General features: G+C 65.4%; 29 protein-coding genes. 10 read left to right on the top strand and 19 right to left on the bottom strand.

Annotated features, from left to right (window positions below; genetic code table 11):
* Window positions 1–50 precede the first annotated feature (50 nt).
* The 4 genes from CVM73_RS00630 to CVM73_RS00615 all read left to right on the top strand — a co-directional run bounded on the left by CVM73_RS00630 (window position 51) and on the right by CVM73_RS00615 (window position 4,097).
* Window positions 51–923 (top strand): MurR/RpiR family transcriptional regulator, encoded by an 873-nt coding sequence (locus tag CVM73_RS00630; RefSeq protein ID WP_100230088.1) that lies wholly within the window; start codon window positions 51–53, stop codon window positions 921–923.
* Window positions 924–926: 3 nt separating this feature from the next.
* Window positions 927–2,276, top strand: coding sequence for an aspartate aminotransferase family protein (locus CVM73_RS00625; protein ID WP_100230087.1), 1,350 nt, complete (start codon window positions 927–929; stop codon window positions 2,274–2,276).
* A 12-nt stretch (window positions 2,277–2,288) separates the two neighbouring features.
* On the top strand, window positions 2,289–3,299 hold the full coding sequence (locus CVM73_RS00620; protein WP_100230086.1) for an amino acid ABC transporter substrate-binding protein: 1,011 nt from the start codon (window positions 2,289–2,291) through the stop codon (window positions 3,297–3,299).
* Window positions 3,300–3,446: 147 nt separating this feature from the next.
* On the top strand, window positions 3,447–4,097 hold the full coding sequence (locus CVM73_RS00615; protein WP_100230085.1) for an aspartate/glutamate racemase family protein: 651 nt from the start codon (window positions 3,447–3,449) through the stop codon (window positions 4,095–4,097).
* Here CVM73_RS00615 and CVM73_RS00610 read toward each other — a convergent pair.
* On the bottom strand, window positions 4,094–4,741 hold the full coding sequence (locus CVM73_RS00610; RefSeq protein ID WP_100230084.1) for a TetR/AcrR family transcriptional regulator: 648 nt from the start codon (window positions 4,739–4,741) through the stop codon (window positions 4,094–4,096). The two genes, CVM73_RS00615 and CVM73_RS00610, sit on opposite strands and share 4 nt — an antisense overlap.
* Before the next feature lie 138 nt (window positions 4,742–4,879).
* Here CVM73_RS00610 and CVM73_RS00605 point away from each other — a divergent pair, with 138 nt between their 5' ends.
* From CVM73_RS00605 to CVM73_RS00590, 4 genes are all read left to right on the top strand, one after another.
* Complete coding sequence (locus CVM73_RS00605; RefSeq protein ID WP_018648108.1) at window positions 4,880–5,089, top strand: ferredoxin; 210 nt, start codon at window positions 4,880–4,882, stop codon at window positions 5,087–5,089.
* Between the two features lie 57 nt (window positions 5,090–5,146).
* Window positions 5,147–6,370 carry a cytochrome P450 gene (locus CVM73_RS00600; protein ID WP_100230083.1) on the top strand — a complete coding sequence of 408 codons (1,224 nt, stop codon included), beginning with the start codon at window positions 5,147–5,149 and terminating at the stop codon, window positions 6,368–6,370.
* Between the two features lie 88 nt (window positions 6,371–6,458).
* Window positions 6,459–7,118, top strand: a complete 660-nt coding sequence (locus CVM73_RS00595) for a sulfite oxidase-like oxidoreductase (protein ID WP_100230082.1) — start codon at window positions 6,459–6,461, stop codon at window positions 7,116–7,118.
* Between the two features lie 25 nt (window positions 7,119–7,143).
* Window positions 7,144–8,367, top strand: a complete 1,224-nt coding sequence (locus tag CVM73_RS00590) for a bifunctional alpha/beta hydrolase/OsmC family protein (protein WP_100230081.1) — start codon at window positions 7,144–7,146, stop codon at window positions 8,365–8,367.
* Between the two features lie 9 nt (window positions 8,368–8,376).
* Here CVM73_RS00590 and pdxR read toward each other — a convergent pair whose 3' ends face one another.
* Window positions 8,377–9,807 (bottom strand): MocR-like pyridoxine biosynthesis transcription factor PdxR, encoded by a 1,431-nt coding sequence (pdxR, locus tag CVM73_RS00585; protein ID WP_208639159.1) that lies wholly within the window; start codon window positions 9,805–9,807, stop codon window positions 8,377–8,379.
* Window positions 9,808–9,906: 99 nt separating this feature from the next.
* Between pdxR and CVM73_RS00580 the strand changes: the two genes are divergently transcribed.
* Window positions 9,907–10,821, top strand: coding sequence for a DMT family transporter (locus tag CVM73_RS00580; RefSeq protein ID WP_100230080.1), 915 nt, complete (start codon window positions 9,907–9,909; stop codon window positions 10,819–10,821).
* On the opposite strand, the gene CVM73_RS00575 is transcribed toward CVM73_RS00580, so the two are convergent.
* From CVM73_RS00575 to CVM73_RS00500, 16 genes are all read right to left on the bottom strand, one after another.
* The gene (locus CVM73_RS00575; protein ID WP_100230079.1) at window positions 10,800–11,858 is read right to left on the bottom strand and encodes a YeeE/YedE family protein; all 1,059 of its coding nucleotides are present in this window, start codon (window positions 11,856–11,858) and stop codon (window positions 10,800–10,802) included. The genes CVM73_RS00580 and CVM73_RS00575 overlap by 22 nt on opposite strands.
* 2 nt (window positions 11,859–11,860) lie before the next feature.
* Window positions 11,861–12,865, bottom strand: coding sequence for a quinone oxidoreductase family protein (locus tag CVM73_RS00570; protein WP_100230078.1), 1,005 nt, complete (start codon window positions 12,863–12,865; stop codon window positions 11,861–11,863).
* Window positions 12,866–12,929: 64 nt separating this feature from the next.
* Window positions 12,930–14,261, bottom strand: coding sequence for a phenylacetate--CoA ligase PaaK (gene paaK / locus CVM73_RS00565; RefSeq protein ID WP_100230077.1), 1,332 nt, complete (start codon window positions 14,259–14,261; stop codon window positions 12,930–12,932).
* Window positions 14,262–14,303: 42 nt separating this feature from the next.
* The gene (paaI, locus tag CVM73_RS00560; RefSeq protein WP_100230076.1) at window positions 14,304–14,753 is read right to left on the bottom strand and encodes a hydroxyphenylacetyl-CoA thioesterase PaaI; all 450 of its coding nucleotides are present in this window, start codon (window positions 14,751–14,753) and stop codon (window positions 14,304–14,306) included.
* 101 nt (window positions 14,754–14,854) lie between these two features.
* Complete coding sequence (gene paaE, locus CVM73_RS00555) at window positions 14,855–15,937, bottom strand: 1,2-phenylacetyl-CoA epoxidase subunit PaaE (protein WP_100230075.1); 1,083 nt, start codon at window positions 15,935–15,937, stop codon at window positions 14,855–14,857.
* Window positions 15,938–15,939: 2 nt separating this feature from the next.
* Window positions 15,940–16,443: a 1,2-phenylacetyl-CoA epoxidase subunit PaaD gene (gene paaD / locus CVM73_RS00550; RefSeq protein WP_100230074.1), complete on the bottom strand. Its 504-nt coding sequence runs from the start codon at window positions 16,441–16,443 to the stop codon at window positions 15,940–15,942.
* The gene (paaC, locus tag CVM73_RS00545) at window positions 16,437–17,213 is read right to left on the bottom strand and encodes a 1,2-phenylacetyl-CoA epoxidase subunit PaaC (protein WP_167406536.1); all 777 of its coding nucleotides are present in this window, start codon (window positions 17,211–17,213) and stop codon (window positions 16,437–16,439) included. The genes paaD and paaC overlap by 7 nt, the downstream gene beginning before the upstream one ends.
* On the bottom strand, window positions 17,213–17,500 hold the full coding sequence (gene paaB / locus CVM73_RS00540; RefSeq protein ID WP_008136594.1) for a 1,2-phenylacetyl-CoA epoxidase subunit PaaB: 288 nt from the start codon (window positions 17,498–17,500) through the stop codon (window positions 17,213–17,215). The genes paaC and paaB overlap by 1 nt, the downstream gene beginning before the upstream one ends.
* A 9-nt stretch (window positions 17,501–17,509) precedes the next feature.
* Window positions 17,510–18,502, bottom strand: coding sequence for a 1,2-phenylacetyl-CoA epoxidase subunit PaaA (gene paaA / locus CVM73_RS00535; RefSeq protein WP_167406535.1), 993 nt, complete (start codon window positions 18,500–18,502; stop codon window positions 17,510–17,512).
* Window positions 18,503–18,578: 76 nt separating this feature from the next.
* Window positions 18,579–19,445: a phenylacetic acid degradation operon negative regulatory protein PaaX gene (gene paaX, locus CVM73_RS00530; protein WP_100230071.1), complete on the bottom strand. Its 867-nt coding sequence runs from the start codon at window positions 19,443–19,445 to the stop codon at window positions 18,579–18,581.
* A 123-nt stretch (window positions 19,446–19,568) separates the two neighbouring features.
* On the bottom strand, window positions 19,569–20,339 hold the full coding sequence (locus tag CVM73_RS00525; RefSeq protein ID WP_100230070.1) for an esterase/lipase family protein: 771 nt from the start codon (window positions 20,337–20,339) through the stop codon (window positions 19,569–19,571).
* A gap of 198 nt (window positions 20,340–20,537) precedes the next feature.
* Entirely contained in the window at window positions 20,538–21,824 is a 1,287-nt protein-coding gene (locus CVM73_RS00520) for a DUF445 domain-containing protein (RefSeq protein WP_100230069.1), read from the bottom strand.
* Window positions 21,825–22,058: 234 nt separating this feature from the next.
* Complete coding sequence (locus CVM73_RS00515) at window positions 22,059–22,514, bottom strand: phasin (protein WP_027558579.1); 456 nt, start codon at window positions 22,512–22,514, stop codon at window positions 22,059–22,061.
* 224 nt (window positions 22,515–22,738) lie between these two features.
* Entirely contained in the window at window positions 22,739–23,332 is a 594-nt protein-coding gene (locus CVM73_RS00510; RefSeq protein WP_167406534.1) for a GNAT family N-acetyltransferase, read from the bottom strand.
* Complete coding sequence (locus tag CVM73_RS00505; RefSeq protein ID WP_100230067.1) at window positions 23,329–24,411, bottom strand: PHA/PHB synthase family protein; 1,083 nt, start codon at window positions 24,409–24,411, stop codon at window positions 23,329–23,331. Before CVM73_RS00505 ends, CVM73_RS00510 begins: the two co-directional genes overlap by 4 nt.
* On the bottom strand, window positions 24,408–24,788 hold the full coding sequence (locus CVM73_RS00500) for a hypothetical protein (protein WP_100230066.1): 381 nt from the start codon (window positions 24,786–24,788) through the stop codon (window positions 24,408–24,410). Before CVM73_RS00500 ends, CVM73_RS00505 begins: the two co-directional genes overlap by 4 nt.
* A gap of 162 nt (window positions 24,789–24,950) precedes the next feature.
* Here CVM73_RS00500 and CVM73_RS00495 point away from each other — a divergent pair, with 162 nt between their 5' ends.
* Window positions 24,951–25,865, top strand: a complete 915-nt coding sequence (locus tag CVM73_RS00495) for an alpha/beta fold hydrolase (protein WP_100230380.1) — start codon at window positions 24,951–24,953, stop codon at window positions 25,863–25,865.
* Here CVM73_RS00495 and CVM73_RS00490 read toward each other — a convergent pair.
* Window positions 25,862–26,536 carry a spermidine synthase gene (locus tag CVM73_RS00490; RefSeq protein WP_100230065.1) on the bottom strand — a complete coding sequence of 225 codons (675 nt, stop codon included), beginning with the start codon at window positions 26,534–26,536 and terminating at the stop codon, window positions 25,862–25,864. The genes CVM73_RS00495 and CVM73_RS00490 overlap by 4 nt on opposite strands.
* Window positions 26,537–26,601: the final 65 nt, after the last annotated feature.

Here is a 26,601-nt window from a genome sequence, read left to right as displayed (position 1 = left end):
GGCGCACGTCAACTGTTGCACCAAACTCGAATTCATGCAACAAATGTTTCATGGCCGAGCCCGCGAAATCCTCGCCCCTGAGCGAACTGCGCATCGCATTGCCATCGCTCCCCCTGCGCCTGCAGGAGGTCGGCCGCTTCGTCGCCGCCAATGATTACGACGCCACCACCCGTTCGATGCGCGATCTCGCGGCGGAAGCCGGCGCCGATCCAGCCGCGTTCACGCGGCTTGCCAAGGCGATCGGCTATTCCGGCTGGGACGAGCTGCGTGCGGCGCTGACCGAGGCGCGGCGGCCGTCGCAGACCGCACCCTTCTCCGGCCGCACAAAAGGCCGACGCCATGGCCCGAACGCCGATGTCGCGCTCGTCATCGACAAGCTCGAGGCCGAGGCCGCCGGCCTTCCACGGATCCCGGCCCAGCCGATTGCGGAAGCGGCGCGCGCGGTGCACGATGCCAAGCGGATCTGGATCGCCGGCTATCGAAGCTGCCGCAGCGTCGCGGAACTCTTGAACTACGAGCTCCGCTTGTTCCGTCCCGAACATGTGCAGATCGTCGGCACGTCCGGGCCCGACGACCTCGATCTCGGCGCCTTCCGTCCCGGCGAAGCCGTCATCGTCATCGGCTTCCTGCCTTACACGCGTGCGAGCGTCCGCGTCGCGCAGGCCGCTCATCGCAGCGGCGCAACGCTGATCGCGATCGCGGACAGCCTCGCGGCACCGATGGCCGAGGGCGCCGACCACGTGCTGCTGTTCGAGGCGGCCTCATCTCCCGGGTTCTTTCCGAGCCTCACCGGCGCGATCGCGATCGCGCAGTCGCTTGCGGCGGTGACGTTCTCGCTCGGCGGCGTCGCCGCGAAAAAGCGCCTGGAAAATACCGAGGCGCGGCTCACTGCTGCCTCCATCTACGTCTCGGAGAAAGGTTGACCCATGAGCACTCGCACCAGCCGCGTGCTGCATCGCTCGCTGCGCGAAACTCCGCCCAAGGCGATCGGCGGCGAAGGCGTCTATCTGTTTGCCGAGGACGGGCGCCGCATCATCGACGCCTCCGGCGGCGCGGCCGTGTCCTGCCTCGGCCACCAGCATCCGCGCGTGATCGCGGCGATGGCGAAACAGGCCTCGACGCTGGCCTATGCCCACACCGCGTTCTTCTCCTCCGAGCCGGCCGAGGCGCTGGCCGAGAGGCTGGTCGGGCACGAGCCGGGCGGCCTCGCCTACGCCTATTTCGTCAGCGGCGGTTCGGCGGCGATCGAGGCCAGCATCAAGCTGGCGCGGCAATATTTCATCGAGCGCGGCGAGCCGCAGCGGCAGCATTTCATCGCGCGGCGGCAGAGCTATCACGGCAACACGCTCGGCGCGCTCGCCGCCGGCGGCAATGCCTGGCGCCGCGCGCCCTATGCACCGCTGCTCTCGACCGCTTTCAGCCATGTGACGCCGGCCTTTGCCTATCACGAGAAGCGCGAGGGCGAGTCTGATGCGCAGTTCGTCGCGCGCCTCGCCGCCGAGCTCGAAGCCGAGTTTCAGCGGCTCGGACCCGATACTGTGGCAGCGTTCCTCGCCGAGCCCGTTGTCGGCGCCACCGCCGGTGCCGTGACCGCACCGGACGGCTACTTCAAGGCGGTGCGCGAGATCTGCGACCGGCACGGCGCGCTGCTCATTCTCGATGAGGTCATGTGCGGCATGGGCCGCACCGGCACGACGCACGCCTGGGAGCAGGAAGGCGTCGCACCCGACATCCAGGCGATCGCAAAGGGGCTCGGCGGCGGCTATCAGCCGATCGGCGCGATGCTCGCGAGCGGGAAGATCATCGACACCATCCGCGCGGGCTCGGGCGCGTTCCAGCACGGCCACACCTATCTGGCGCATCCCCTCGCCTGCGCGGCGGCGCTCGCGGTGCAGGACGTGATCCGCGAGGACGGCCTGCTCGACCAGGTCAGGGAACGCGGCCGGCAGCTCGAGCAGCGCCTGACCGAACGTTTCGGCAATCACCGCCATGTCGGCGACATCAGGGGCCGCGGCCTGTTCTGGGCGATCGAGCTCGTCGTCGATCGCGCGACGCGCGCCTCGTTCGATCCGGCGCTCAAGCTGCACCAGAAGATCAAGGCGGAGGCCTTTGCTGGCGGGCTCGGCTGCTATCCCGGCGGCGGTACCGTGGATGGCGTGCGCGGCGACCACGTGCTGCTGGCGCCGCCCTACATCACCTCGGCGGATGAGATCGATCAGATCGTCGACAAGCTCGGCACCGCCGTCGACAACGTGTTGCGTAGTGTCAATCACTGAGGGGAGAGTAGTATGAGGAAAGTGGTTATCGCAGCGAGCGCGCTCGCAGCATCAACCGTGATGGCGTCGGCCGCGACGCTCGACACGGTGAAGAGCCGCGGCACGCTGGTGTGCGGCGTCAGCGCTGGCTTTGCCGGCTTTTCCGCGCCGGACTCGCAGGGCAATTACAAGGGCCTCGACGTCGACTATTGCCGCGCGCTCGCGGCCGGCGTGCTCGGCGATCCCAACAAGGTGCGCTACGTCTCGCTGACGGCGCAGAACCGCTTCACCGCCTTGCAATCCGGCGAGATCGACGTGCTCTACCGTAACTCGACGCAAACCTACTTGCGCGGCGTCACGCTGGGCCTGCGGCAGGGCCCCATCAACTTCTACGACGGCCAAGGTTTCGTGGTGAAGAAGGACCTCGGCGTGAAGGATCTGAAGGACCTCAAGGGCGCCACCGTCTGCGTCGCACAGGGCACCACGCACGAGGACACGCTCGGCGATTACGGCCGCGCCAACGGCATCGACTGGAAGCCGCTGGTGTTCGACCGCGTCGACACCATGTACCAGACCTTCTTCGGCGGCCGCTGCGACGCCATGACCCAGGACGCCTCCGCGCTGGCCGGCGCGGTGACCACCGCGGCGCCGAACCCGGCCGATTATGTCGTGCTGCCGCAGACCATCAGCAAGGAGCCGCTCGGACCCTTCACCCGCAACGGCGACGAGGTCTGGAGCGACATCATCACCTGGCTGCATTACGGCCTGATCGAGGCTGAGGAGCTCAGCGTCACGCAGGCCAATGTCGATGAGATGACGAAGTCGCAGACGCCGGCGATCCAGCGGCTGCTCGGTGCGTCCGGCGACCTCGGCTCGCGGCTCGGGCTCGACAACAAATGGCTGGTCACGGCGATCAAGGCCGGCGGCAATTACGGCGAGATCTACGAGCGCAATGTCGGCAAAGCGAGCCCGCTCAAGCTCGACCGCGGCCTCAACGGCCTCTGGAGCAAGGGCGGCTTGATGTACGCAGTGCCGTTCAAGTAAGCATCTGCCGTGTCCCGGACGCGCTGCAGCGTGCAACGCTGCTGCGCAGAGCCGGGACCCAGCACTTAGATGGGCCCCGGCTCGGCAGCGCAATACCGCGCATTGCGCTGCGTCCGGGGCACGAGACCTACCAGGTAGTCACTTTCAATGACGACGCCCCCTCGCATCGCCCTGATCCACGCCCTCAAGCACTCCATCGCCCCGATCGAAGCGGCGTTTGCGAAGGCGTGGCCAGAAGCGCGACTGATGAACCTGCTCGACGACAGCCTGTCGGCGGATCTGGCGCGCGACGGCGCACTCACCGATGCCATGACCGAGCGTTTCCTCGCGCTCGGCGATTACGCGGCGGCGACGGGAGCGGATGGAATCCTGTTCACCTGCTCCGCCTTCGGCCCCTGTATCGAGGCCGTCGCGCGCAGGCATGCGCCAATGCCGGTGCTCAAGCCGAACGAGGCCATGATCGAGAGGGCGGTGACCATGGGTCAGCGCATCGGCCTGCTCTCGACCTTTCCGCCGACGCTGGCGTCGATGCCGCCCGAGTTTCCCGCTTCGGTCCAGATCGTGCCGAAGCTTGCCGAGGGCGCACTGGCCGCGCTCGACCGTGGCGACCGCGCCACGCATGACCGGCTGATCGTCGAAGCGTCAAAGGACCTACGCGATTGCGACGTCATCGCGCTCGCGCAATTCAGCATTGCGGCGACTGCGCCGCTGGTTGCAGAGGCCTCCGGCCGTCCCGTGGTGACGACGCCGGACAGCGCTGTCGAGAAGCTGATGGGGCTGCTGAAGGCGCGGGCCTAAGCGCCGGCCTTCTTTCGACGCTGGACGTCCTTGATGGCGACCGCCAGCGCAGCCTTCGTCTCGTTGACGAAATCCTCGACCAGCTCCTCGCGCGTGGCGTGCGCCGCCTCACCGGTGAACAGGCCCTGCGCGGCCAGCATCACCACGCCGTGCAGCGCCGCCCAGATCTTGAGCGCCTGCCGTTCGCGCAAGTAGCCGACAGCGGGCGCTTCCAAGGCTTCGATCACGAGCGCAAACGTCTCTCGCGTCGCCTCGTGCAGCTCGCTGCCTTTGGCCGCGCAGGACACGGTGCGCGAAGCGAACATCAGGCGGTAGATGCCGTTGCGACGCAGACCGAAATCGAGCGTCGCCTGCGCGAGCCGCGAGAGTTTCGACTGCTTCGACGGCTTCGCCATCGCCTCGCGCAGAAGCGCTGAGAGCTGTCGGAATGCCTCCGCGGTGACTGCCGCGAGCAGCGCCTCGCGGTCGGCAAAATGCCGGTATGGCGCCGGCTGCGAGACACCGAGCTGCTTGGCAAGCGCCTTGATGCTGATCGCCTCGGCGCCGCCCCGCTCTGCCTCGTGCAGCGCGGCCTTGATCAACGCATCGCGAAGATCGCCATGGTGGTAGGTCTTCTCGGGCTTGCGGGCGAGTTGTGAACGCATGTTGAGGCGAAGCCTATAAGTTTGCGCTTGACAGGGGAAGCCCGTCGCGAATGTAATAGCATATAACTTAAACAGAACTCAGATGAGGAAACGCGCCGCCCTTCGGGCCCTCGCGCGCACGCGACCAAGGAAGCAGCAATGGCAGAGCGATTGAAGGTTCACGTCGATCCCGACAAATGCCAGGGCCACGCGCGCTGTAAGGCTCTCGCGCCGGAACTTTTCGAGCTCGACGAATACGGCAACGCGCATGAAGCCGGAGACGGCACCGTCCCGCCGGGGCTCGAGGACAAGGCCTGGCTTGCGAAATCCAACTGCCCGGAAATCGCAATCGATGTGATCGAGGAGTAGCGCGGCCGCTGCCGCCCCGCGTGCTTTCAGCGAACACGAGCCAAGGGATTCCCTGCCATGTCCGACGCCAACCAGCCCGCCGCCCATCCGCCCGTGACCGACTGGGTCCATGATTTTGACCACACCGATCCGCAATGGACCGAGGACCCCTTCCCGATCTGGGATGAGCTGCGCGCCGCGAGTCCCGTGGTGCACACGAAACGCTTCCTCGGCTGCTACCTGCCGACAACCTATGAGGCGGTGCGAGAGATCGCCAACGACACCGAACATTTCTCCTCCCGCCGGATCATCGTCCGTGACGTGCGGCCGGAAATTACCAGCAAGAACGCCGCCCCGCCCATCACCTCCGATCCGCCTGTGCACAAGCCGGCCAAGCAATTGCTGCTGCCGCCGTTCACGCCGGACGCCATGAAGAAGCTCGAGCCGCGGGTCCGTGCCATCTGCAACGAGCTGATCGACGACTTCATCGCCGAAAAGAGCGTGGACGCTGCGGCGCGCTACACGAAACACATTCCGGTACGCGCGATCGCGCACATGCTCGGCATTCCCGAGAGCGACAGCGACCTTTTCATCGATTGGATCCACAGGATCCTGGAGCTCGGCATCAAGGACGAGAGCAAGCTGCTCCAGGCCGTCCAGGAGATGAGCGCCTACTTCAGCGACCACATCGAAGCGCGCAAAAACAAGCCCACCGACGACCTGATCTCCTACCTGATGAACGCCAGGGACAAGAACGGTAATCCGCTCGAGGACACCCACGTGCTGGGCTCGCTGCGCCTGCTTCTCATCGCGGGCATCGACACCACCTGGAGCGCGATCGGCTCCTCGCTGTGGCATCTTGCGAAGACGCCGGCCGACCGCGAGCGGCTGATCGCCGAGCCCTGGCTGATCCCGACGGCGGTGGAGGAGCTGCTGCGCGCCTATTCGCCGGTGACGATGGCGCGCGAGGTGGTCACGGAGACGACGATTTCGGGCTGTCCGGTCAAGCCGGGCAACATGGTGTTGTTGTCCTTCCCGGCCGCCAATCGCGACCCCAAGATGTTTCCGGACGCTGACAAAGTCGTGATCGACCGGAGCGAGAATCGCCACGCGGCCTTCGGCCTCGGCATCCACCGTTGTGTCGGTTCCAACCTGGCACGCATGGAGATGCAGGTTGCACTGGAGGAATGGCTGAAGCGGATTCCCGACTTCCGGCTCGATCCGGCGGGGACGGTGACCTGGTCACAGGGCACGGTGAGAGGCCCCCGGCAGTTGCCATTTCTGCTCGGAAAGGCGATGTAGGCCTTCCCAAGGCAAAGGAAGTGGACATGCCTTTCACGGCATGCGCGACACCAAGCACGCCTCCGCAATGCATCGCCACGAGTAGGCCATGACCGACGAGACGCCATCCGACAGCAAGCTGACGCGCACCAAGGAGAAGTGGGCTCGCGAGGGGCGCTTTCTCACAGGCAAGATCACGCGGCCGGAGGATGAAAGGCTTCCGCCCGGCCAGCACCTCACCAAGGATTGGCCGGTGCTCGATCTCGGGGTCGTGCCGCCCGTCTCGCGCGAGCGCTGGCGGCTCGACGTCTACGGCGCGGTCGACACTCCCGTGTTCTGGACCTTTGCCGAGTTCGCCGCGCAAAGGCAGAGCCGGTTCAGCTCCGACATCCATTGCGTCACGACTTGGTCGCGCTACGATAATGAGTGGGAAGGGCTCGCCACGCGTGAGCTGCTGGCGGTCTGCCAGCCGCGCGAGGATGCGCGCTTCGTCACGCTGCATTGCTATGACGGCTACACCACCAATCTCGCGCTGGAGGATTTTGCTGCCGAAGACGCGCTGCTCGCCCATAGCTGGTCGGGTCAGCCGCTGACGGAAGAGCATGGCGGTCCAGTGCGGCTGGTCGTGCCGCACCTGTATTTCTGGAAGAGCGCCAAATGGCTCCAGGCCATCGAATTCCTGACCGAGGATGCGCCGGGTTTCTGGGAGGTCCGCGGCTATCATAACCGCGGCGATCCCTGGGCCGAGCAGCGCTATTCGGGGGATTAGGTTCACGCAAGAATGGGGGAAGCCCATGCCGACGGAGCGCTTTCAATTCACCGGCGAAGGCGGCCATCAGCTCGCGGCCGCGCTGGAGCTACCCGACGACGAGCCCGCGGCTTTCGCGCTGTTCGCGCACTGCTTCACCTGCGGCAAGGATACGCTGGCGGCCAAGCGCATTTCGGTTGCGCTCGCGGCCAAGGGCATTGCGGTGCTGCGCTTCGACTTCACCGGGCTCGGCTCCAGTGAGGGCGATTTTGCCAATTCGACATTTTCTTCCAACGTCGCCGATCTCGTGCGCGCCGCCGATCATCTGCGTAGCGTCCACAAGACGCCCTCGATCCTGATCGGCCACAGCCTCGGCGGCGCTGCGATCCTTGCGGCAGCCGGAAAGATTCCCGAAGCCAGGGCGGTCGTGACGATCGCGGCCCCATCCGATCCGGCGCATGTGACAGGCCTGTTCAAGGAGCATCTCGACGACATCCGCGCGCAGGGCGAGGTCGAAGTCTCGCTTGCGGGCCGCCCATTCCGGATCAGGCGTGAATTCCTCGACGACATCGCCGAGCACGAGCTGATGAAGGACATCACCGGCCTGCACAAGGCGCTGCTCGTGATGCACTCGCCGGTCGACGACACCGTCGGCATCGACAACGCGACGAAGATCTTCGTTGCGGCCAGGCATCCCAAGAGCTTCGTCTCGCTGGATCATGCCGATCATCTGCTGACGAAGCCCACTGACGCCCTCTACGCGGCCGACGTGATCGCCGCCTGGGCCAGCCGCTACATCGAGATCGCAAGGCCCGCGAAGGTGCTAGATCTGCCCGATGCGCCGCGCCAGGTCGTGGTGCAGGAGACCCGCAGGAGCAAGTTCAACCAGATCATCACCGTCGGCCCGCATCATCTGGTGGCCGACGAGCCGGTCGCGGCAGGCGGCGAGGATGCCGGCCCCGGCCCCTATGATTTCCTGCTCGCCGGCTTAGGGGCCTGCACCTCCATGACCATGCGCCTCTATGCCGACCGCAAATCGCTGCCGCTCGACCGCGTCACGGTGACGTTGAAGCATTCCAAGATCTACGGCAAGGACTGCGCGGAGTGCGAGACACGCGAGGGCATGCTCGACCAGATCGAGCGCGACATCGCGATCGACGGCGCGCTCGATGCCGAGCAGCGCAAGAAGCTGATGGAGATCGCCGACAAGTGTCCGGTTCACCGGACGCTGACGTCGGAGATCCGCATCGTGACGAAGGCGGTGGAGTGAAGCGGTGCGCTAGAAGCACGATGCCATCGTCCGCACGGCCGCGCTGATCTCGCTCTCGCGCCAGGCCGCAAAGCCGAGCAGCAGGCCGTGATCGCGCGGCTTGCCGAGCGCCAGGCCGGATATGGCTCGCGTGACAACGCCCGCCTCAACGAGCCGCTTCACCGCAGCCTGATCGGCGCGACCGCGCTTGAGGCGCGCCACAAGCTGGATGCCGCCCGAGGGCACCTCGGCCGAGAGCACCTCGCCGAGATGACGCTCCAGCCCCGCGACGAGATGATCGCGGCGCGCGTGATAGAGCCGACGAACCCGGCGCAGATGCGCCAGGAAGTGCCCATCGGCGATGAATTCGGCGAGTGCCTCCTGGATGTGGCTGGACGCGATCAGTCCGATATGCCGCTGTGCGATCTCCAGAGTGCGAACCAGCACCTGCGGCGCTACGAGATAGCCGAGTCGGATGTCCGACGTCATCGCCTTCGAGAAGGTGCCGACATAGAACACGCGACCATGGGCATCGAGGCCCTGCAAGGCCGGCACCGGCCGGCTGTCGTAGTGGAATTCGCCATCGTAGTCGTCCTCGACGATCCAGGTCTTGCCGGGCCTGCTCAGGCTGAGAAACTCGGTGCGGCGTGCCAGCGACATCAGCCGCCCGGTCGGATGCTGATGCGATGGCGTCATGAAGAGCAGCTTTGGCGTCGCAAGATCCGGCATCCGTTGCATGCCCTGCTCATCCAGACCGACACCGATCACGCGCGCCCCGGAGGCCCGGAAGGCGGCCGCGGCACCGGGATAACCGGGATCCTCGACCCAAACGTCGTCGCCGGGCGTGATAACGGCCGCCGCGATCAAGGTCAGCGCAGCCTGCGCGCTCGGCAGGATCATGATCTGCTCCGCGCTCGCGCGAACGCCCCTGCTGGCGGCGAGGTAATGCGCCAGCGCCTCACGCAAGCGCGGCCGGCTGACCTGTCCGAGCTCGCGCCTGGCTGCCCCTACGGCGCTACGGCGCAAGCAACGTCCCCAGATCTCGTTCGGAAACTCCCTGGCGTCGCCATGCCCCGGGCGCAACGGCTTGAGTGGCGCCTGATAGGACATCGGCCAGTCCGTCTGCTGGAGCTTTGAGGCCCAGGGCGAGAGCCGCGGCCTGGCGGAGCCCGGACTCGACCCGACTGCGCGCGCCCCTTCGATGCGTTCGCCGCCGTCGATCGCCACCACCGGACGCCGCCCGGGCGACGCTGCCAGATACCCTTCCGCGGCGAGCTGCTCGAACGCGTAGGTGACGGTGTTGCGGGACACGCCGAGGTCGCTCGCGAGCCGGCGGCTCGACGGCAGCGCACGGCCCTTGCCGAGGCGACCGCTCGCAATCAGGCTTCGCAGCTGACCCGTCAGCTGTGTCGCCAAGCCCTCCCCGTCGGCCCATTTCAGCTCGATAAGGCCCGCGATCATGGCTTCTGAAACTGGCACCTTATTCTTCTCCAATCTGGCACTTTTTCAGGTGCCAGGCGAGATGCTATCCGCCGAGCCGGATTGCTTCAAGGACCTCCGATGAACACCCTGTCCCCCCGTGCCGCCATCGGCCTGTTCCTCATCGTCGTGCTGGCCTGGGGCGTGAACTGGTCGGTGACGAAGCAGCTCGTCCAGTTTCTTTCGCCGCTCTGGACGTCAGCGATCCGGAGTTGGATCGCGCTGGCCGGATTGTTCGTGATCCTCGGACTGAGCAGGAATCTGGTGATCCCGGAGCGCCGCGACCTTCCTGTGGTCCTGAGCGTGGCGCTGCTGCACATGACGGTGTTCTCGGTCCTGGTTGCTGCCGGTGTGCGCTTCCTGCCCGCGAGCAAGGCCATCGTGCTCGGCTACACCACGCCGCTCTGGGTCGCGATCGCCGCGCCCTTGCTGGGGAAGGATACGCTGACCGCGCCAAAGCTCGCCGGCGCTCTGCTTGGATTGATCGGGCTTGCCGTCATCCTGAATCCGTCCTCGATCGACTGGACCAATGCAGGAGTCCTGCTCGGCGCCGGCATGGTCATCCTCGCCGCGATCTCCTGGGCCGCCAACATCATCTATATCCGCGCGCACCGCTGGATCGCATCCCCGCTCCAGCTCCTGCTCTGGCAGGTGCTCGTGGCCACGGCCGTGCTTACGACGCTGGCGATGATCATCGACGGGCCGCCGCAAGTCGAGTGGTCATCGAGGCTTGTGTCGCTCTTCCCGTATTCGGGCCTGATCGGGACGGCGCTGGCCTATTGGGCAATGTCGATGGTCAACAAGAGCATCTCTGCACTGACGACGTCGCTCGGGACCACCGGCACACCGCTCGTCGGCATTGCCAGCGCCGCGATCCTGCTCGGCGAGCCCATCGACATGAGCCTCGCCGTCGCGGCCGGACTGATCGTCACTGGCGTCGGTCTTGCGACGCTGGGCGACCGGCTGTTGCGCAGTCAGGCCACCGCGAGTGGCTGAACCCGCAACCTTCCGCGCAGGCCCGCCGCGGTGCCGAGCAGGATGCCGGCAACTGCGACGAATGAACCCAGCCCGAGGGTCGAGACGCCGGTGAGCCCCTGCCCGATCGAGCAGCCGAACGCCATCACGCCGCCGATCCCCATCAACGCGGCACCCGTGCCCGACCGCAGCATATGGCGTGGCGATGAATAGCCTTCGAGCTTGAAGCGGCCCGTTGCGAGCGCGGTGACCAGACTGCCGGCGAAGACGCCGGCAACCGTGGCGATGCCGAAGTTGAGCGTCAGCCCGGTCGAGAGCATGGCGTATTGCAGGGCATCCGCGATCGGCGCGATGAAGGTGAGCGAGGTCACGGGGACGGGATTGAAGTCGTCGGCGCCTAGATAGCCTGTGACGTACCAGCCGCCGGCGACGAGGAGACCGACGAGGATTCCCGCAGCGATCTGACCCGGCGAGCGACGAAACCCAGGATGCGCGAAGGCAAACAGGATCAGCGCGAAGACAATCGCCGCAGTAGCCAGCGCGCGCGCAGGCAGCTCCGTAAGACCGAGCGTAGCCAGCACGGACGGCAGCGAATTCGCTTTGACCGTGGTTTGCGAAGCCTGGACCAGCGTAATGCGCGCCGCTGCGATCAGGCCCTTCAGCGTCATCTGCGCGGCAATCGCAAGCACGATCACGACGACGAAGGAGCGGAGATTGCCGCGGCCGAGCAACACCAGCGCCCGCGAGCCGCAGCCGTTCGACAGCACCATGCCGTAGCCAAACAGCAGGCCGCCGAGGAACAGCACTGGGGCGGAGAAGGATTGTTGCAGGTAGATCGACTTGCCGAGATCGACCATGCCGCTAGCGGCGAGGAACTGGCTCGCCGCGATCGCAACAGCGATTGCCAGCGCGTAGGTTCGCACCAGCCGCCCGTCGCCCTCCGCCAGAAACCCGCGCATGCTGCTCATCAGACAGAAACCGCTGAGCAGGCCAACGGCGCCGTAAGTGAGCCCAATGACGAGGCCGGCAAGAATGACGAGCTGGGTGGAGGACTCCATCGTTACGGCTTCAGCATCACCCGGTCACGCGACGAGCCGGCGACCGCAACATACGCCTCCTTCGCGCGCTCCAGCGGATAGATCGCATTCGCCTTGATCGGGAACGGCTTCAGATGGCCGCTGGCAAAGCCGGGGCCGAGGTCGCGCAGCACCGCGCCCGTCGCGGCCGACGACAGTCCGAGCGTGTCGATGCCGACATAAGTGTGCTGGCCGCGATAGAATTCGAGGATGTTGAACTGCACGATCCGCTCGATCGCGGCGATCAGGATCTGGCGGCCGCGAAGCGCAAGCGATTTGTGCGCGGCCTGGAAATAGGGATCGCCGACCGTGTTGAAGACGATGTCGGCGCCTTTGCCGCCGACCAATTCGCGCACGCGCGCGGCCACGTCGGTCGCGGAGGCGTCGATCACCTCGATGGGCGCGTTGGCATGGCCTTCATAGGCTTCCGCCTTGCGCACCACGCCGATCACGCGCGCGCCCTGCCAGGTCGCGATCTGCACCGCGGCCTGGCCGACCTTGCCGTTGACGCCGAACACCAGCACGGTCTCGCCGGCCTTTGGTATGCCGGCGCGGCGAAAGCCTTCCATCGCGGTGACGAAGGGCACGCCGATGCCGGCGGCCTCCTCCCAGGACACGGTCTTCGGCTTCTCCACGACCGCATCGGCTTCGACCACGAGATGGCTCGCATGGGTGCCGTCACGGCGGATGCCGAGATCGCCGGAGGAGCCGAACACTTCGCGCCCCATTGTGCCGGCGGGTCCGTCGACTACCACGCCGGCGTAGTCGCGGCCGGGGGTCCGGGGGAACACGGCATAGGGCATCAGCCCGGTCGCAGCTTTGACGTCGGACGGATTGACGGCGGCAGCCTTCACCTCGATCAGGAGATCGTTCGGCCCGCGCGTGAGTGTCCGGCGCTCGACGACTGGCGCAAGCGCAGCGGCGTTTTCCGCTTTGGCGTTGAGGCGCACACAGCGCGCTTCGACGGTTTTGGCATCGGCTGGCGACATGAAAAGACCCACGATTTCTCGCGGGCCTTGTCGCCTCTGGGGGCGGTCAAGTCAATCCGTCAAGTCAGTCCTTGGGCCGCTTGTCGTACAGCCGCTTGGCCTTGCCGAGGGAGCGCTCCAGCGTGGCGGGCGCAACCACCTGCACCCTGGAGCTGACGCCAATCGTGTTCTTGATGTGGGTCGCGATCCGGCTCGCATGATCGACGAGCCCGCGGCCGTCCCAGCTTTCGGGCCGCGCCTCGGCGATGATGGTCAGCTCGTCCATGCGGCCCTCCCGGGTCAATTCCAGAATGAAGTGGCCGCCGCACCAGTCGGTGGTGAGCAGCACCTCCTCGATCTGGGTCGGGAACAGGTTGACGCCGCGCAGGATGATCATGTCGTCCGAGCGTCCCGTCACCTTCTCCATCCGCCGCATGCCCGGCCGCGCCGTACCCGGCAGCAGCCGCGTCAGGTCGCGGGTGCGATAGCGGATCACCGGAAAGGCTTCCTTGGTCAGCGAGGTGAACACCAGCTCGCCCTTCTCGCCATCCGGCAACACCGCACCGGTCTCGGGATCGATCACTTCGGGGTAGAAATGATCCTCCCAGATGTGCAGCCCGTCCTTGGTCTCGATGCACTCCTGCGCGACGCCGGGGCCGATCACCTCGGACAGGCCATAGATATCGGTCGCGTCCATGTCGAAGGCGTCCTCGATCTCGGCGCGCATCGCATTGGTCCAGGGCTCGGCGCCGAAGATGCCGACCTTGAGCGAGCACTGGCGAGGATCCAGCTTCTGCCGCTTGAACTCGTCGAGGATCGCCAGCATGTAGCTCGGCGTCACCGTGATGATATCGGGCCGGAAATCGTTGATGAGCTGCACCTGCCGCTCGGTCATGCCGCCGGAGATCGGCACCACCGTGCAGCCGAGCCTTTCCGCGCCGTAGTGCACGCCGAGACCGCCAGTGAAGAGACCATAACCGTAGGCATTGTGAATGATCATGCCGGTACGGCCGCCGGCGGCGCGGATCGAGCGCGCCATCACTTCCGACCAGGTGTCGATGTCGGCTTGCGTATAGCCGACCACGATCGGCTTGCCCGTGGTGCCGGATGAGGCATGCACCCGTACCAGCTTCTCGCGCGGCACGGCGAACATGTTGAAGGGGTAGTTGTCGCGCAGATCCGTCTTCACCGTGAACGGAAATTTTGCGAGATCGGAGAGCTCGCGTAAGTCGGACGGATGCACGCCGGCCTTGTCGAAGGCCTTGCGATAATGCGCGACGTTGTCGTAGGCGTGCTGCAGCGACCGGGCCAGCCGCTGCTTCTGCAATGCCATGATCTCGTCGCGCGAGGCGCGCTCATGCGCATCCATCTCGGCGCTATAGGTGCTGCCGCCTTCCTTGAGCCTCGTCAGAGCCATCCTCGTTTCCCCACATTATCTGTTCTTTTCTTTGTTGGTCTCTTATTTTTCCTGTGCCGGCAGCCACGTGCCGGGAATGACGCGCGAATGCCCGCGGAATTCCGCGATCACGGCGTCGCCCGCGGTGACGCGCACGTCGTAGATGCCGGAGCGGCCGCCGCGGGTGACTTCGCGCGCTATTGCTACGAGGCGGTCGCCGAGCCTGCCGGGCTTGATGAAGGTGATCTGGCCCTGCGCCGCCACAACGCGCTCATTGTGCGAGTTGCAGGCGAACGCAAAGGCGGAATCGGCGAGCGTGAAGATGAAGCCGCCATGGGCGATGCGCTGGCCGTTGACCATGTCCGGCCGTACCGTCATGGCGAGCGTTGCGAAGCCCGGGCCGATCTCGACGATCTCCATGCCGAGACCGTTGGACGCATCGTCCTCGGCCCACATCGCATCGGCGCAGGCGCGGGCAATATCCTCAGGCGACAGGGCGGCTTTGACGTTCACGCGCTTCTCCCGGCCAATTGCTTGTTCATGATGTTCTGCTGGTTGACCAAAACTGTCAAATAATGCGACGCATTTGCATTGTCGGAGCCTGATACGCCCGATCAGACATGGTCATAATCGACCACGACGCGCTCGGACGATGGCTTGGCCTGGCAGGTCAGGACGAAGCCGGCCTTGAGCTCCCACGGTTCCAGCGAATAGTTGATGTCCATCGGCGCCTCGCCCTCGACCAGCTTGGCGCGGCAGGTCGAGCACATGCCGCCCTTGCAGGCGAAGGGTAGATCGACCCCGGCGCGCAGCGCGGCATCGAGGATCGCTTCATCCTCGGCAACAGGCACGTCGCGACGCTTGCCGTCGATGATCAGCGAGGCGATCGCCTTTGGCGGCGCGTCGGGCGCAACCGCCATCTTCGGCCGCGGCTTGCCGCCGAATTCGGAGACGAAGCGCTCGACATGGATGTGCTCGTCACCGATGCCGAGATCGCGGCAGGTCGACTCGATCTCCTCGCTCATGCCAAGGGGACCGCAGATGAAGACATGATCGACGCTTGCCGCCGGCACCAGCGAGCGGAGCAGCACCTTCACCTTCTCGCCGTCGAGCCGGCCATGCAGGATCGGGATGTCCTGCTCCTCGCCGGAGATGACGTGGAAGATCGAGAGACGATCGATGTACCGGTCCTTCAGCTCCTCGAGCGCTTCGAGGAACATGATGTTGTCGGTGGTGCGGTTGCCGTAGAACAGGAAGAAGCGGCTGTCCGGCTCGCGCGCGAGCACGCCCTTCGCGATCGACAGGATCGGCGTGATGCCGGAACCGGCGGCGAAGCCGACATGGACGCGCGCCGTGTCCGCCTGAGGAATCGCACCGAAGCGGCCAGTCGGCGTCATCACGTCGAGCTCGTCGCCGCACTTCAATTCGTCCGCCGCCCAATTCGAGAACGCGCCGCCGTCGACCTTCTTCACGGCGATGCGGATCTCGCCGTCATCAGGGCCGGAGCAGATGGAATAGGAGCGACGCACCTCTTCGCCGTCGAGCGTGGTGCGCAGCGTGAGGTACTGGCCGGGCGTGAAGGCGTAATCGCCGGCGAGCTCGCCGGGAATGGCGAAGGTCATCGAAACGGCGTCGGCCGCTTCGCGGCGGAGATCGCTGACGGCAAGGCGATGGAAGCGCGGTGCGGCTGCGGACATGGTCAATGACACTTGAAGTAATCGAAGGGTTCGCGGCAGGACTTGCAGCGCCACAGCGCCTTGCAGGAGGTCGAGCCGAATTCGGAGAGGAGCTCAGTCTTGTCGGAGCCACATTGCGGGCACGCGACCGCCTGCTCGCCGAACAGCGAGCGGCGCGAGCTCGAGGCTTGCGGCGGCGCGATGCCGTAGGCGCGCAGCTTCTCGCGCCCCTCCTCGCTCATCCAGTCCGTGGTCCAGGCCGGCGACAGCACGGTTCGTACCTTGGGCTGACGGAAGCCAGCGCGCTCCAGCGCGATCTCGATTTCGAGCGCGATCATGTTCATGGCCGGGCAGCCCGAATAGGTCGGTGTGATCGCGACTTCGACATGGTCGCCGTCGAGAACGACATCACGGAGTACGCCCAGATCGGCAATGCTCAACACCGGGATCTCGGGATCGAACACGCTCGCCGCCGCATCCCAGGCGCGTTGGCGCAGATCGCTATCGCGCTCCAGCACCGTCACCATGTCAGCCCCGGGAAAGTGCGCTGCATCGATTGCAGCTCGGACAGGAGGTGGCCGAGATGCTCGCTGTGGCGGCCGGCGCGGCCACCCTGCTGCATCCAATCGTTCTGCGGTAGCTTGAGCGTTGCTTCACGGGTGACATCCGAGAGCGTCGTCAGCCAACGACCGCGCACGCTTCCGGGATCGATGACAATGTCGGCATGGATCAGGGCGCGTTCGCCGTCGTCGACGGTAAACATCTCACCAGTGAAGGCCCAGAGATGATCGATCGCGGCTTGCGCGCGGGCATGGCTTTCGTCCGTGCCGTCGCCGAGCCGGATGATCCACTCCGAGGCATGGCGCAGATGATAGGCGCTCTCCTTCTCCGACTTCGCGGCAATCGCCGCCAGCGTCGCATCACGCGAATTCATCATGGCGCGCCAGTAGAGATCGGCGAAGGCGGAATAGAAGAACTGCCGCACCAAGGTCTGGGCGAAATCGCCATTCGGCTGCTCGACCAGCAGCAGATTGCGGTACTGCCTGACGTCGCGGAGGTACGCGAGCTTGTCCTCGTCGTTGTCCTTGCCTTCGACCTTGGCAGCGTAGCTGTAGAGCTCCCGCGCCTGGCCGATGAGGTCGAGCGCGATGTTGGAGAGCGCCATGTCCTCTTCCAGCATCGGCGCGTGACCGCACCATTCCGACAGCCTGTGACCGAGGATCAGCGCATCGTCGGCGCGGCGCAATGCGTAAAGCACCAGCGGCGTTTCGGAGACCTGGATGTTGGCGACAGCCATCACATGTGCCCCACTTCCTCGGGCACCTCGTAGAACGTCGGGTGCCGGTAGATCTTCGACTCCGCCGGCTCGAACATCATGCCCTTCTCGGCGGGATCACTCGCGGTGATCGCGGTCGACGGAACGACCCAGATCGACAGGCCCTCGCCGCGGCGGGTGTAGATGTCGCGGGCAGCCTGTAGCGCCATCGTGGCGTCGCTCGCATGCAGCGATCCCACATGCTTGTGCGCGAGCCCGTTGCGGCTGCGAATGAAGACTTCCCACAGCGGCGTGTTCGGCGTGGCCATATTGGTCTCCTATTCCGCGGCTTGCGCGGTCTGACGCCGGGCGCGCTTGGCGGCATAAGCGGCTGCCGCCTCGCGCACCCAGGCGCCCTCGTCATGCGCCTTGCGGCGCGCCGCCATGCGGTCGCGGTTGCACGGGCCGTTGCCGGCGAGCACCTGCTTGAATTCGGTCCAGTCGATCTCGCTGTAGCGCCAGTGCCCATCCGCGTCCTGCGTCATGCCGGGATCAGGAATGGTGAGGCCGATATATTGCGCCTGCGGCACGGTGGCATCGACGAACTTCTGGCGCAGCTCGTCATTGGAGAAGCGCTTGATCTTCCACTTCGTCGAGGTGTCGCTGTGCTGGCTCGTCGCATCCGGCGGTCCGAACATCATCAGCACCGGCCACCACCAGCGGTTTAGCGCGTCCTGCGCCATCGCCTTCTGCTCCTCCGAGCCGCGGCACAGCGTCAGCATGATCTCGTAACCCTGGCGCTGGTGGAACGACTCCTCCTTGCAGACGCGGATCATCGCGCGCGCATACGGGCCATAGGAGCAACGGCAGAGCGGGATCTGGTTCATGATCGCGGCGCCATCGACCAGCCAGCCGATCGTGCCGATGTCAGCCCAGGTCAGCGTCGGATAGTTGAAGATCGAGGAGTATTTTGCCTTGCCGGCGAGCATCGCGTCGACCAGCTCCTCGCGCGATGAGCCGAGCGTCTCGGCAGCGGCGTAAAGATAGAGCCCGTGGCCGCATTCGTCCTGCACCTTGGCGAGCAGCGCGGCCTTGCGGCGCAGCGTCGGCGCGCGCGTGATCCAGTTGCCTTCGGGCAGCATGCCGACGATTTCGGAATGGGCGTGCTGGGAGATCTGGCGGGTGAGCGTCCTGCGATAGGCCGCCGGCATCCAGTCGTTCGGCTCGATACGCTCCTCGGCATCGATGCGGGCCTGAAACTGCGCAGCTTTGCCTGCGTCCTCCAGACCGCGATCGTCGGTCTCGGCCATGTTCAGCGCCTGGGTGTACATGCGCATCCTCCCGTTCTATTGGGAGACAATGTATAACAGAAATTACATCATGCAAGATATTTCTGTAACATAACAGTCAGGCGCCGAACCTGCGTTCCAGCAGCTTCCGGGCCGCCGGCAATGACCCCTTCTCGTTGGTTCCATGCTCGTCAAGCCATTGTTCCGATGGAGCGAGGAGCGCGCGATAGATCTCGCCGCAGAGCGCGCGCGCCGCCCTTCCCGGCCAATCCGCCGGCAACAGGCTTTCGGGCAGCAGCGGATCGCGCAGCACGACGCGGCGATAGTAGTGGATCAACAGGACCCGCGCGGTGAAGGCATCGGCCTCGGACAGATCCGCGCCGCGCGCAATCGCGGCGCGAAGCGGCTCGAACGTCTTCATGAATTTCAGATAAGCGTCCGCGGTGCGGTCCAGCGGCCAGCTCGCGCTGAGCAGGCGGCGGCCGCTGTCATCCTCCGCCGACACTTCGAGGCGGATGGCGCCCATCGCCTCGTCCGGGACGGGCACTCCTGACGGCGCGACCCAAACGCCCGGCAGCGGACTGCCGAAGCCGGCATTGCGCAGCGCCTCGCGCGAGGCGTCGCGGTCCTCGCCATTGCCGATCAGCAGCAGCTCGAAACGCCCGGTCCAGTCGGACGGCGGCGAATCGTAGATGTGGCGCGTCGCGGCCTCGAACGTCTGGTGGCCCTTGTCGGCCAAGCGATAGAAACTGTTACGGCCGACCTTCTCGCGCGTCAGCCAGCCGTCGGCAGCAAGCCGCGACATCGCGGTGCGGACGACGCCGCTATCGATGTCCAGACTCTCGAAGAATTCCAGCAGCGTGCCCAGCCACACGGAGCCGCCGCGCGGCACGATGGCGTCGCCGAACACGGTGATGACGATGGAGCCGGTGCGCGATGGTTCGCGCTTGAGCTGGTCGATGATGCGGGAGAGCGGATGCGCCATGCGCGAGGCATAGCGCGTTTGGTGCGGGCACGACAATGGACGGGGACGACGGCTCTTCTCCTCCCCGCGCATGTCCGCCGAAGCTTGAGCGAAGGCGGATGCGGGGAGAGGCGAAGAAACAGCCTACCGATGCGGATCAGGATAGGCGAGGCTGCGCCAGCCGCTGCGATCGAACGGGCGCCACTGGCCTTCCTTTTGCGCGAGCCGGTCGGCCACGGCATAGACGGCTGCCGGATGATGCCCCATGCCGCAATGGCTGCTTTCGATCTCGATGCTCTCGGTCTGCGCACCCATCTTCTCCATGCAGCCTTGCCAGGCACAGATGCCGTCGGTGCGGCTGAAGATGGCGGTGGTCGGCACCGGCGGCGGGGCGGCGAGTTCGCCGCCAAAGCGCGGATCGACCTCGTCGGCCTTGCGGCCGCTGGCCCATTCATAGACCCGCCAGGCGTTGGTCGAGCGCGGATCGCCGGCGAAGGGGCTGCCGAGCGTGATCACCTGGCGCACGCGCTCGGGCATCATCTTGGCGAGCTGGCGTGCATAGAGGCCGCCGAGGCTCCAGCCGACCAGGCTGATCTTGCGGCCATGCGTGTCGCTGAGCTCCCGCACCAGGTCGACCATCGCATGCTGCACGCCGTCGCGCAGGCCGTAGTTGCGGCCCTGGCGCCAGCCGCTCACCGCGTAGCCCTTGCTGGTCAGGAACGTGCGCAGCGCGCGCGTGGACGCATCGGAGGCCACGAGGCCCGGCAGCACCAGCACCGGATGCCCATCGCCGCGCGGCGCAAGGCTCAAGAGCGGCAGTGCGCCGAGGAATGCGCCGAACTCGTGGATCGCCCGCCCCTCCAGAAACATCAGGGTACGGGACGGCGGACGCAGCGTCTGGGCAGTTGCGGTCATCAATGTTTCCCCTGGGAAGACCTGAGAGGCCGCCGGCAGCAATGCCGGCAAATGGGCATGAATTCCAATACGCCGGCTTCTTGAACGTTCCGCAGCGCAACATGAATCAGCTAGGCGGCCGGTTCCCGATATTCAAGCGGGAGAGATGCGCGGCGACAATAGGCCCGCGCGTTAATGCTAACGGCCGTGACGCAAAAGTCACAACAATCGAAGCAGGAATTCCACGGCGTAGAGCGTAAGTCCAGCGAGCCCACCGATCAGCGACCCGTTGAAGCGGATGTATTGCAGGTCGCGCCCAATGTTGATTTCGATCAGCGAAATCAGCTGCGTCATATTCCACGCCTTGACCTGGTCGGAGATGAAGGTGGAGACGCCGCTCTTCTGGTCGGCGACGAAGCTGCGCAGCACCGTCACCAGGCCCTGGTTGATCTCGCCGCGCAGCTCGGCATCGCCGGCGAGCGCTTCGCCTGCCGCGACGAACATGCCGGCGAGATGATGCTGCAACACCTGCGTCTCACCGCTCGCACTGCGCTCGATGAAGGAGCGCGTGTTGGCCCAGACGGTGCGGGCGAGATCGGTAAGCTCGGGCCGCGCGAGCAGATCGCGCTTCAGCCCGGCGATACGGTCGATATAGGCTTGATCGGTGCCGAGCCGGTCGACGAAGCTCAGCACCATGCGGTCGAATTCGCCGCGGAACGGATGCTTGGGATCGCTGCGCACCTCATTGAAGAAGGCGGTGGCGGAAGCCACGATCTTGTTCACCAGAAACTTGTCGGCGCGGTAGAGCCTGAGCAAGGTCGGCAGCTCCGCGCGCACCTTCTCGCGGATCATCGCCATCGTCTCTTTCTGATTCAGCGTCTCGTGCATCACGCGCAGGAGATCGTCGAACAGGATCTGATGCCGTCCCTCCGCGACGAAGCCACGCAGCGTACCGGCCGCGAGCGGCGCGAGGTCGATCGCCTGGAGCTGCGAGGACATGCGGCGGATGATGAAAGTCATCAGGCCCGAGCTCTCAGTCGCCGACACAGCCTCCGGCAGCAGGCGCAGCGCGAAGCGCGCGAGGTCGTCGCTGCGCTTGCGGTCGCGCAGCCAGTCGGCAACGAAGGAGCCGAAATCGATCTCCTTCAGCTTGGCCTCGACGGGACCGGCCTCGAGGAAATGCACTTGGATGAATTCGCCGAGCTTGTCGGCGATGCGGGCCTGGTTGCTCTGGATGATCGCGGTGTGCGGGATCGGCAGGCCGAGCGGCCGCTTGAACAGCGCCACCACCGCATACCAGTCGGCGAGCCCGCCGATGGTCGCGGCCTCCGCGAAGGCTGCGATGAAGCCGAACACGGGATGCACGGGCAGCAGCCATTTCGCGACGATGAACAGGGCGAGCGTCGAGGCCAGCACCAGTGTTGCCAGCGCTTTCACGCGGCGGAGCTCGGCCGCGCGTTCGGCATCGCCGGGAGTGTCGAAGGAGAAGGTGCTTTGAATCGTCATGACGCAAACTTAGCGTGCCGACCTCCGCATGTCCCGGACGCGGTGCGGCGCGAAGCGATGCGCCGCAGAGCCGGGACCCAGCAAGCGATGGCCCCCGGATCAGCAGTGCACCACGCCGGTCTGGACGATGCTTCGCATCGCCGGGCGCGCGCTGCACTGCATCCGGGGAACGCAAACCAAAACAAAAGGCCCGCCGAAGCGGGCCTCAAATTCAGTTTCTACTCAGGCGCCTAATCAGGCGGTCTTGGTGTAGACCTTGGCGAAGTTGTCCTGAGCGGACTTCGCGCCGTTGGCGGCGAGCTTGCCGAGATAGTCGGCGGTCGCCTTGGCACGCGAGACGAACACTTCACCGCGGGCGCGGAGCAGGCTCGACTGGATCTCGACGGCCTCGCTGACCGACTTGGCGGACGCGAGCTTGTCGATGCCCGAGAAGAACGCCTCGGCGTCCTCATAGATCGCCTGCTGGATGTTGCGGCTGATCTTGCCGGCTTCGGTGACGGACTCGGTCACCGCGTTCTCGACGGCGGCGGTCACGCGCTCGGAGCCAGCGAACACTTCAGCGGCACGGTCCTTGGCAGTGTTGGCAGTCTTCTTGACGAATTCGCGGGCGGCCTCGGGAACTTCCAGGTTCTGGATGTTCTTGAAAGCGTCCTTGAAGCCCTCGAAAGCGGTATTGGTTTCAGTGGTCATGGGGTTCTCTCCATCCTCATTGGTCTGAGCTATGGGCTCACCCCGTCCGCATTGGCCCGGGGCACGGCTTATATGGCAAAGTTAATTGTGCGATGCAATATTCATATTGCACTGCGATATCACGAAATCGTGAACAGCCTTAACGAGAGGCAACGTGACGCCTCCCTCGCCAACTGGGTTCCCGAGGATTGCCCCCGATCCAGGCCTAGGTGCTGGATGGCCTCTTAGTGCTGGACGGCACCTGGCAGCCCATAGGCCTCCATCTGGGCCTGGACCTGCGCGACATTGTGGCCGAGCACGACGATGTCGTGGGTCTTGCCGTCGACGTCCCGGACATGGTCCCGCAGCAGTGCTTCGGCCTTGAAGCCGAGGCTCTCGAACAGGGCAATTGCCGCCTGCTGGTCGACCGTCATCTGAACCGAGAGCTTTTCCAGGCCCGCCCCAAGTGCGAGGGCAAAGGTCTCCTGCGACAGCGCCTTCCCCACCCCCTTCCCGCGCACATCGAGCGAGACCACCATGCGGATCTCGCCGACATGGGGTGACCAGGAGTGCGGATCGCGCACCAGCGTGCCGCAGCCGACGACCTTACCGTCCTTGACCGCGAGCAGGCTCTGAATCGCGCCGCGCTCGATCTCCTTGACCCAGGCCGACAGTACCTTCGGCTCGCTGATGTTGCGCGGGAGGAATAGCAGATCATGGGTCGGCAGGCCCTTGCCGAAGGCCAGCACCGCGGCCTCGTCCGCGGGCGACATCAGACGGATCTCGATGTCGCCGGCGTCGGTCTTGACGTGGCGCGGATAGGAACGCTGCTCGCTCATGTCGATCTCTTTCCCAGCCAGGAATCCAGTTTCGGCCACAGCCGCTTCACCGCGTTGGCGCCCGCGACCAGCGAGACGTGACCGCCCTTCAGGATCACCTCTTCCTTGTCCGCCGAGCCGATCTTGGTGATCAGGTGCTTGGCGGCATCATAGGGCACGATGTGGTCGTGCTCGGCGACCGCATGTAGGATCGGCACCTTGATGTCTTCGAGCTTCGCCGGACGGCCGCCGACCGACATCGTGTCGTTGAACAGCTTGTTGTCCCACATCAGGTCCTTGGTGATGGTGCGGAAATATTCGCCCGCGAGTGGCAGCGTGTCGGTCGCCCATCGGTCGAACATGCGGTAGGATTTTACGAACTCGTCGTTCCAGATGTTTTCCCAGAGCTGGATCTGGCTCACCGTGCGCGAGGCCGGGCGCAGCATCTCGAACGAGGACAGGATCATCTCCGGCGGCACGTTGCCGACGCTGTCGACGAGACGGTCGACATCGAAATAACGGCGGTCGGAGAAATTCGAGAACAGCTTCATCTCGCGAAAGTCGATCGGCGTGGTGAAGCAGATCAAATTCTTCATCGGCCCGTCCTTGTGGATCGAACCGTAGAGCAGCGACAGCACGCCGCCGAAGCAATAGCCGATGACGGAGACGTCCTGCTCCCCGGAATCGGCTTGCACGCGGCGGACGCAGTCCGGGATGAAGTCGAGGACATAGTCCTCCATGCGCAGGCCCTTCTCCTCCGGCCGCGGCGCGCTCCAGTCCAGCATGTAGACGTCGTAACCGCGCCTGAGCAGGAACTCGATGAAGCTCTGACCGGGGACGAGATCGAGGATGTAGCCGCGGTTGGTCGTCGCCATCACGATCAGCACCGGCACGCGGTAGATCTCGTCCGCCATTGGCCGGTAGTGATAGAGGTTCATCGTGCCGCGCGAATGCAGCACGTCCTTGGGCGTCGAACCCAGCGACGGGCCCGAGGTCGAGAAATATTCGACGCCCTTGATGCTGCGCATGATAGCGCGCTGCACTTCGGACTGGATGCGCTCCGGTATCGCGGCGAAATCAAGTGCCGTCGGCGCGTTCATTTTTGCTCTCCGCCTTCGGACGGCGGACGTTTCGTACGCGGCGGCCGCGGCGCGGCACCGACCTGCTGCGCACTCGAGTTGGCCGACATCTGGCTCAGCATCGACTTGATCTCGCCGAGCTGGCCTTCGATAGACTGAAGCCTCTCCGCGATACTGGTCATCTGCTCGCGGCTCGGCAGGTTCATGGAGAGCAGGTATTTCTCCATGAGATCGCCGAATTGCTTCTGAGCACCTGCAGCAACGCCGCCGGCGCGGTTCATGGCTTGCGAGAATTCAGGCGTCTCCATCGCTTTGGTCGCGAAGGAGTTGAAACCCTTCTCCATCTCGCCGACCATCTTCTGCCATAAGGCGACCGGATCGATGATCTTGTCGGTCATCAGCGTCCTCCCAATGTGGAGGGCTTTGCACCCTTCTCTTCTCGCCATACCACACCGTTGCGACGTGCCGGTCAACCGGCAAGCAGCGGGCGCGGTGTCGCGCATGCGGCTTCTTCGCGGAACGAAACCGTGCGATACAGCACCGATCAGCAGGAGGGACCCGTGACCGCCCATCAGCCGCCCCAGACGATCCGCGCCAACGGCATCGACATCTGCTACGAGATTTTCGGCAACGACAATGCCGAGCCGTTGCTGCTGATCATGGGGCTCGGGGCGCAAATGATCCATTGGGACGATGCGTTCTGCGAGCAGCTCGCCGCGCGCGGCTTCCGCGTGATCCGCTTCGACAATCGCGACATCGGCAAGTCGAGCCATCTCGCGGGCGGCAAGCGCCTGACGCCGCTCGAACTGCTGAAGCTGCGCTTCTTAAGGATTCCCGTGGCCGCAACCTACAAGCTGATCGACATGGCCAAGGACACGGTCGGCCTGATGGATGCGCTCGGCATCAAGTCGGCGCATCTGGTCGGGGCATCCATGGGCGGCATGATCGCGCAGGAGGTGGCGCTGTCGTTTCCGCAGCGCGTGCGCTCGCTGATCTCGATCATGTCGACCACGGGCAATCCGCGCGTGCCGCCGCCGACACGCGAAGCGGCAGCCATGCTGATGGCACCGCCGCCGCGCAGCAAGGAGGAGTTCATCGTCCGCTACGGCCAGACCTGGAAAGTGCTGCGCGTCGGGCATTTTCCGGAAGAGGAAGCGCTCGACCCTGGCCGCGCCGAGCGCGTGTTCGCGCGCGGACTCAACCCGGCCGGCGTCGGCCGCCAGCTCCGCGCCGTGCTCGCCTCCGGCAGCCGCAAGGAGCGGCTGCACGCCGTGAAGACGCCGACGCTCGTCATTCACGGCACCGTCGATCCGCTGGTCCATCCCGAGGGCGGCAAGGACACGGCGGCGTCGATTCCGAACGCGAAGCTGCTGATGATCGAGGGTATGGGCCACGCGCTGCCCATGCGATTCTGGCCGGAGATCATCGACGCGATCGACAAGCATGCGCATGGCGCGGCGGCGCGGGCAGCTTAGGTCTTTCGCGCGACCCAGATCACATGGCGCGCGCCACCGCCCCAGCCGGTGGCGCGGACATTGACCTCGTTGACGTCGAAACCGGCGCTGCGAAGGCGCTTGGTGAACGCCGGATTCGGTCCCGACGACCAGACGGCGAGCACACCGCCCGGCCGCAGCGCCGTCTTGGCCGCCGCCAATCCGCTCGCATTGTACAGCGCGTCATTGCCCTTCCGGGTCAGCCCTTCGGGGCCGTTGTCGACGTCGAGGAGAATGGCGTCGAAGGCCGACCGCTGCCCGCGGATGATTTCGCCAACGTCGGTCTCCCGGACGCTCACCCTGGCATCATCCAGGCTGTCGCCGAACACCTCCGCCATCGGCCCGCGTGCCCAGGCGACGACCGACGGGACCAACTCGGAGACCACGATCTTCGCCTTGTCTCCGAGCACGGCCAACGCCGCGCGCAGCGTAAATCCCATGCCAAGGCCGCCAATGAGGACGACGGGTTTTGCAACTTTCTCGATCTGCTTTGCCGCGAGTGTGGCGAGCGCAGCCTCGGAGCCCGACAGGCGGCTGTTCATCAGCTCGTTGCTGCCGAGCTTGATGGAGAACTCCTTGCCCCGCCGCATCAGGCGGAGCTCTTCGTCGGAGCCGGGGATTTTGGCGGTGTCGATCTTTTCCCAGGGAATCATGCCAGAGCTTTAGCACGAATAATTCGTAGCCCGGGTGAGCGAAGCGACACCCGGGACCGCTCGTG

The sequence above is a fragment of the Bradyrhizobium forestalis genome, from assembly GCF_002795245.1.
In the GTDB taxonomy this organism is placed as follows: Bacteria; Pseudomonadota; Alphaproteobacteria; order Rhizobiales; family Xanthobacteraceae; genus Bradyrhizobium; species Bradyrhizobium forestalis.
This window is presented reverse-complemented; position numbering and strand designations above follow the sequence as displayed.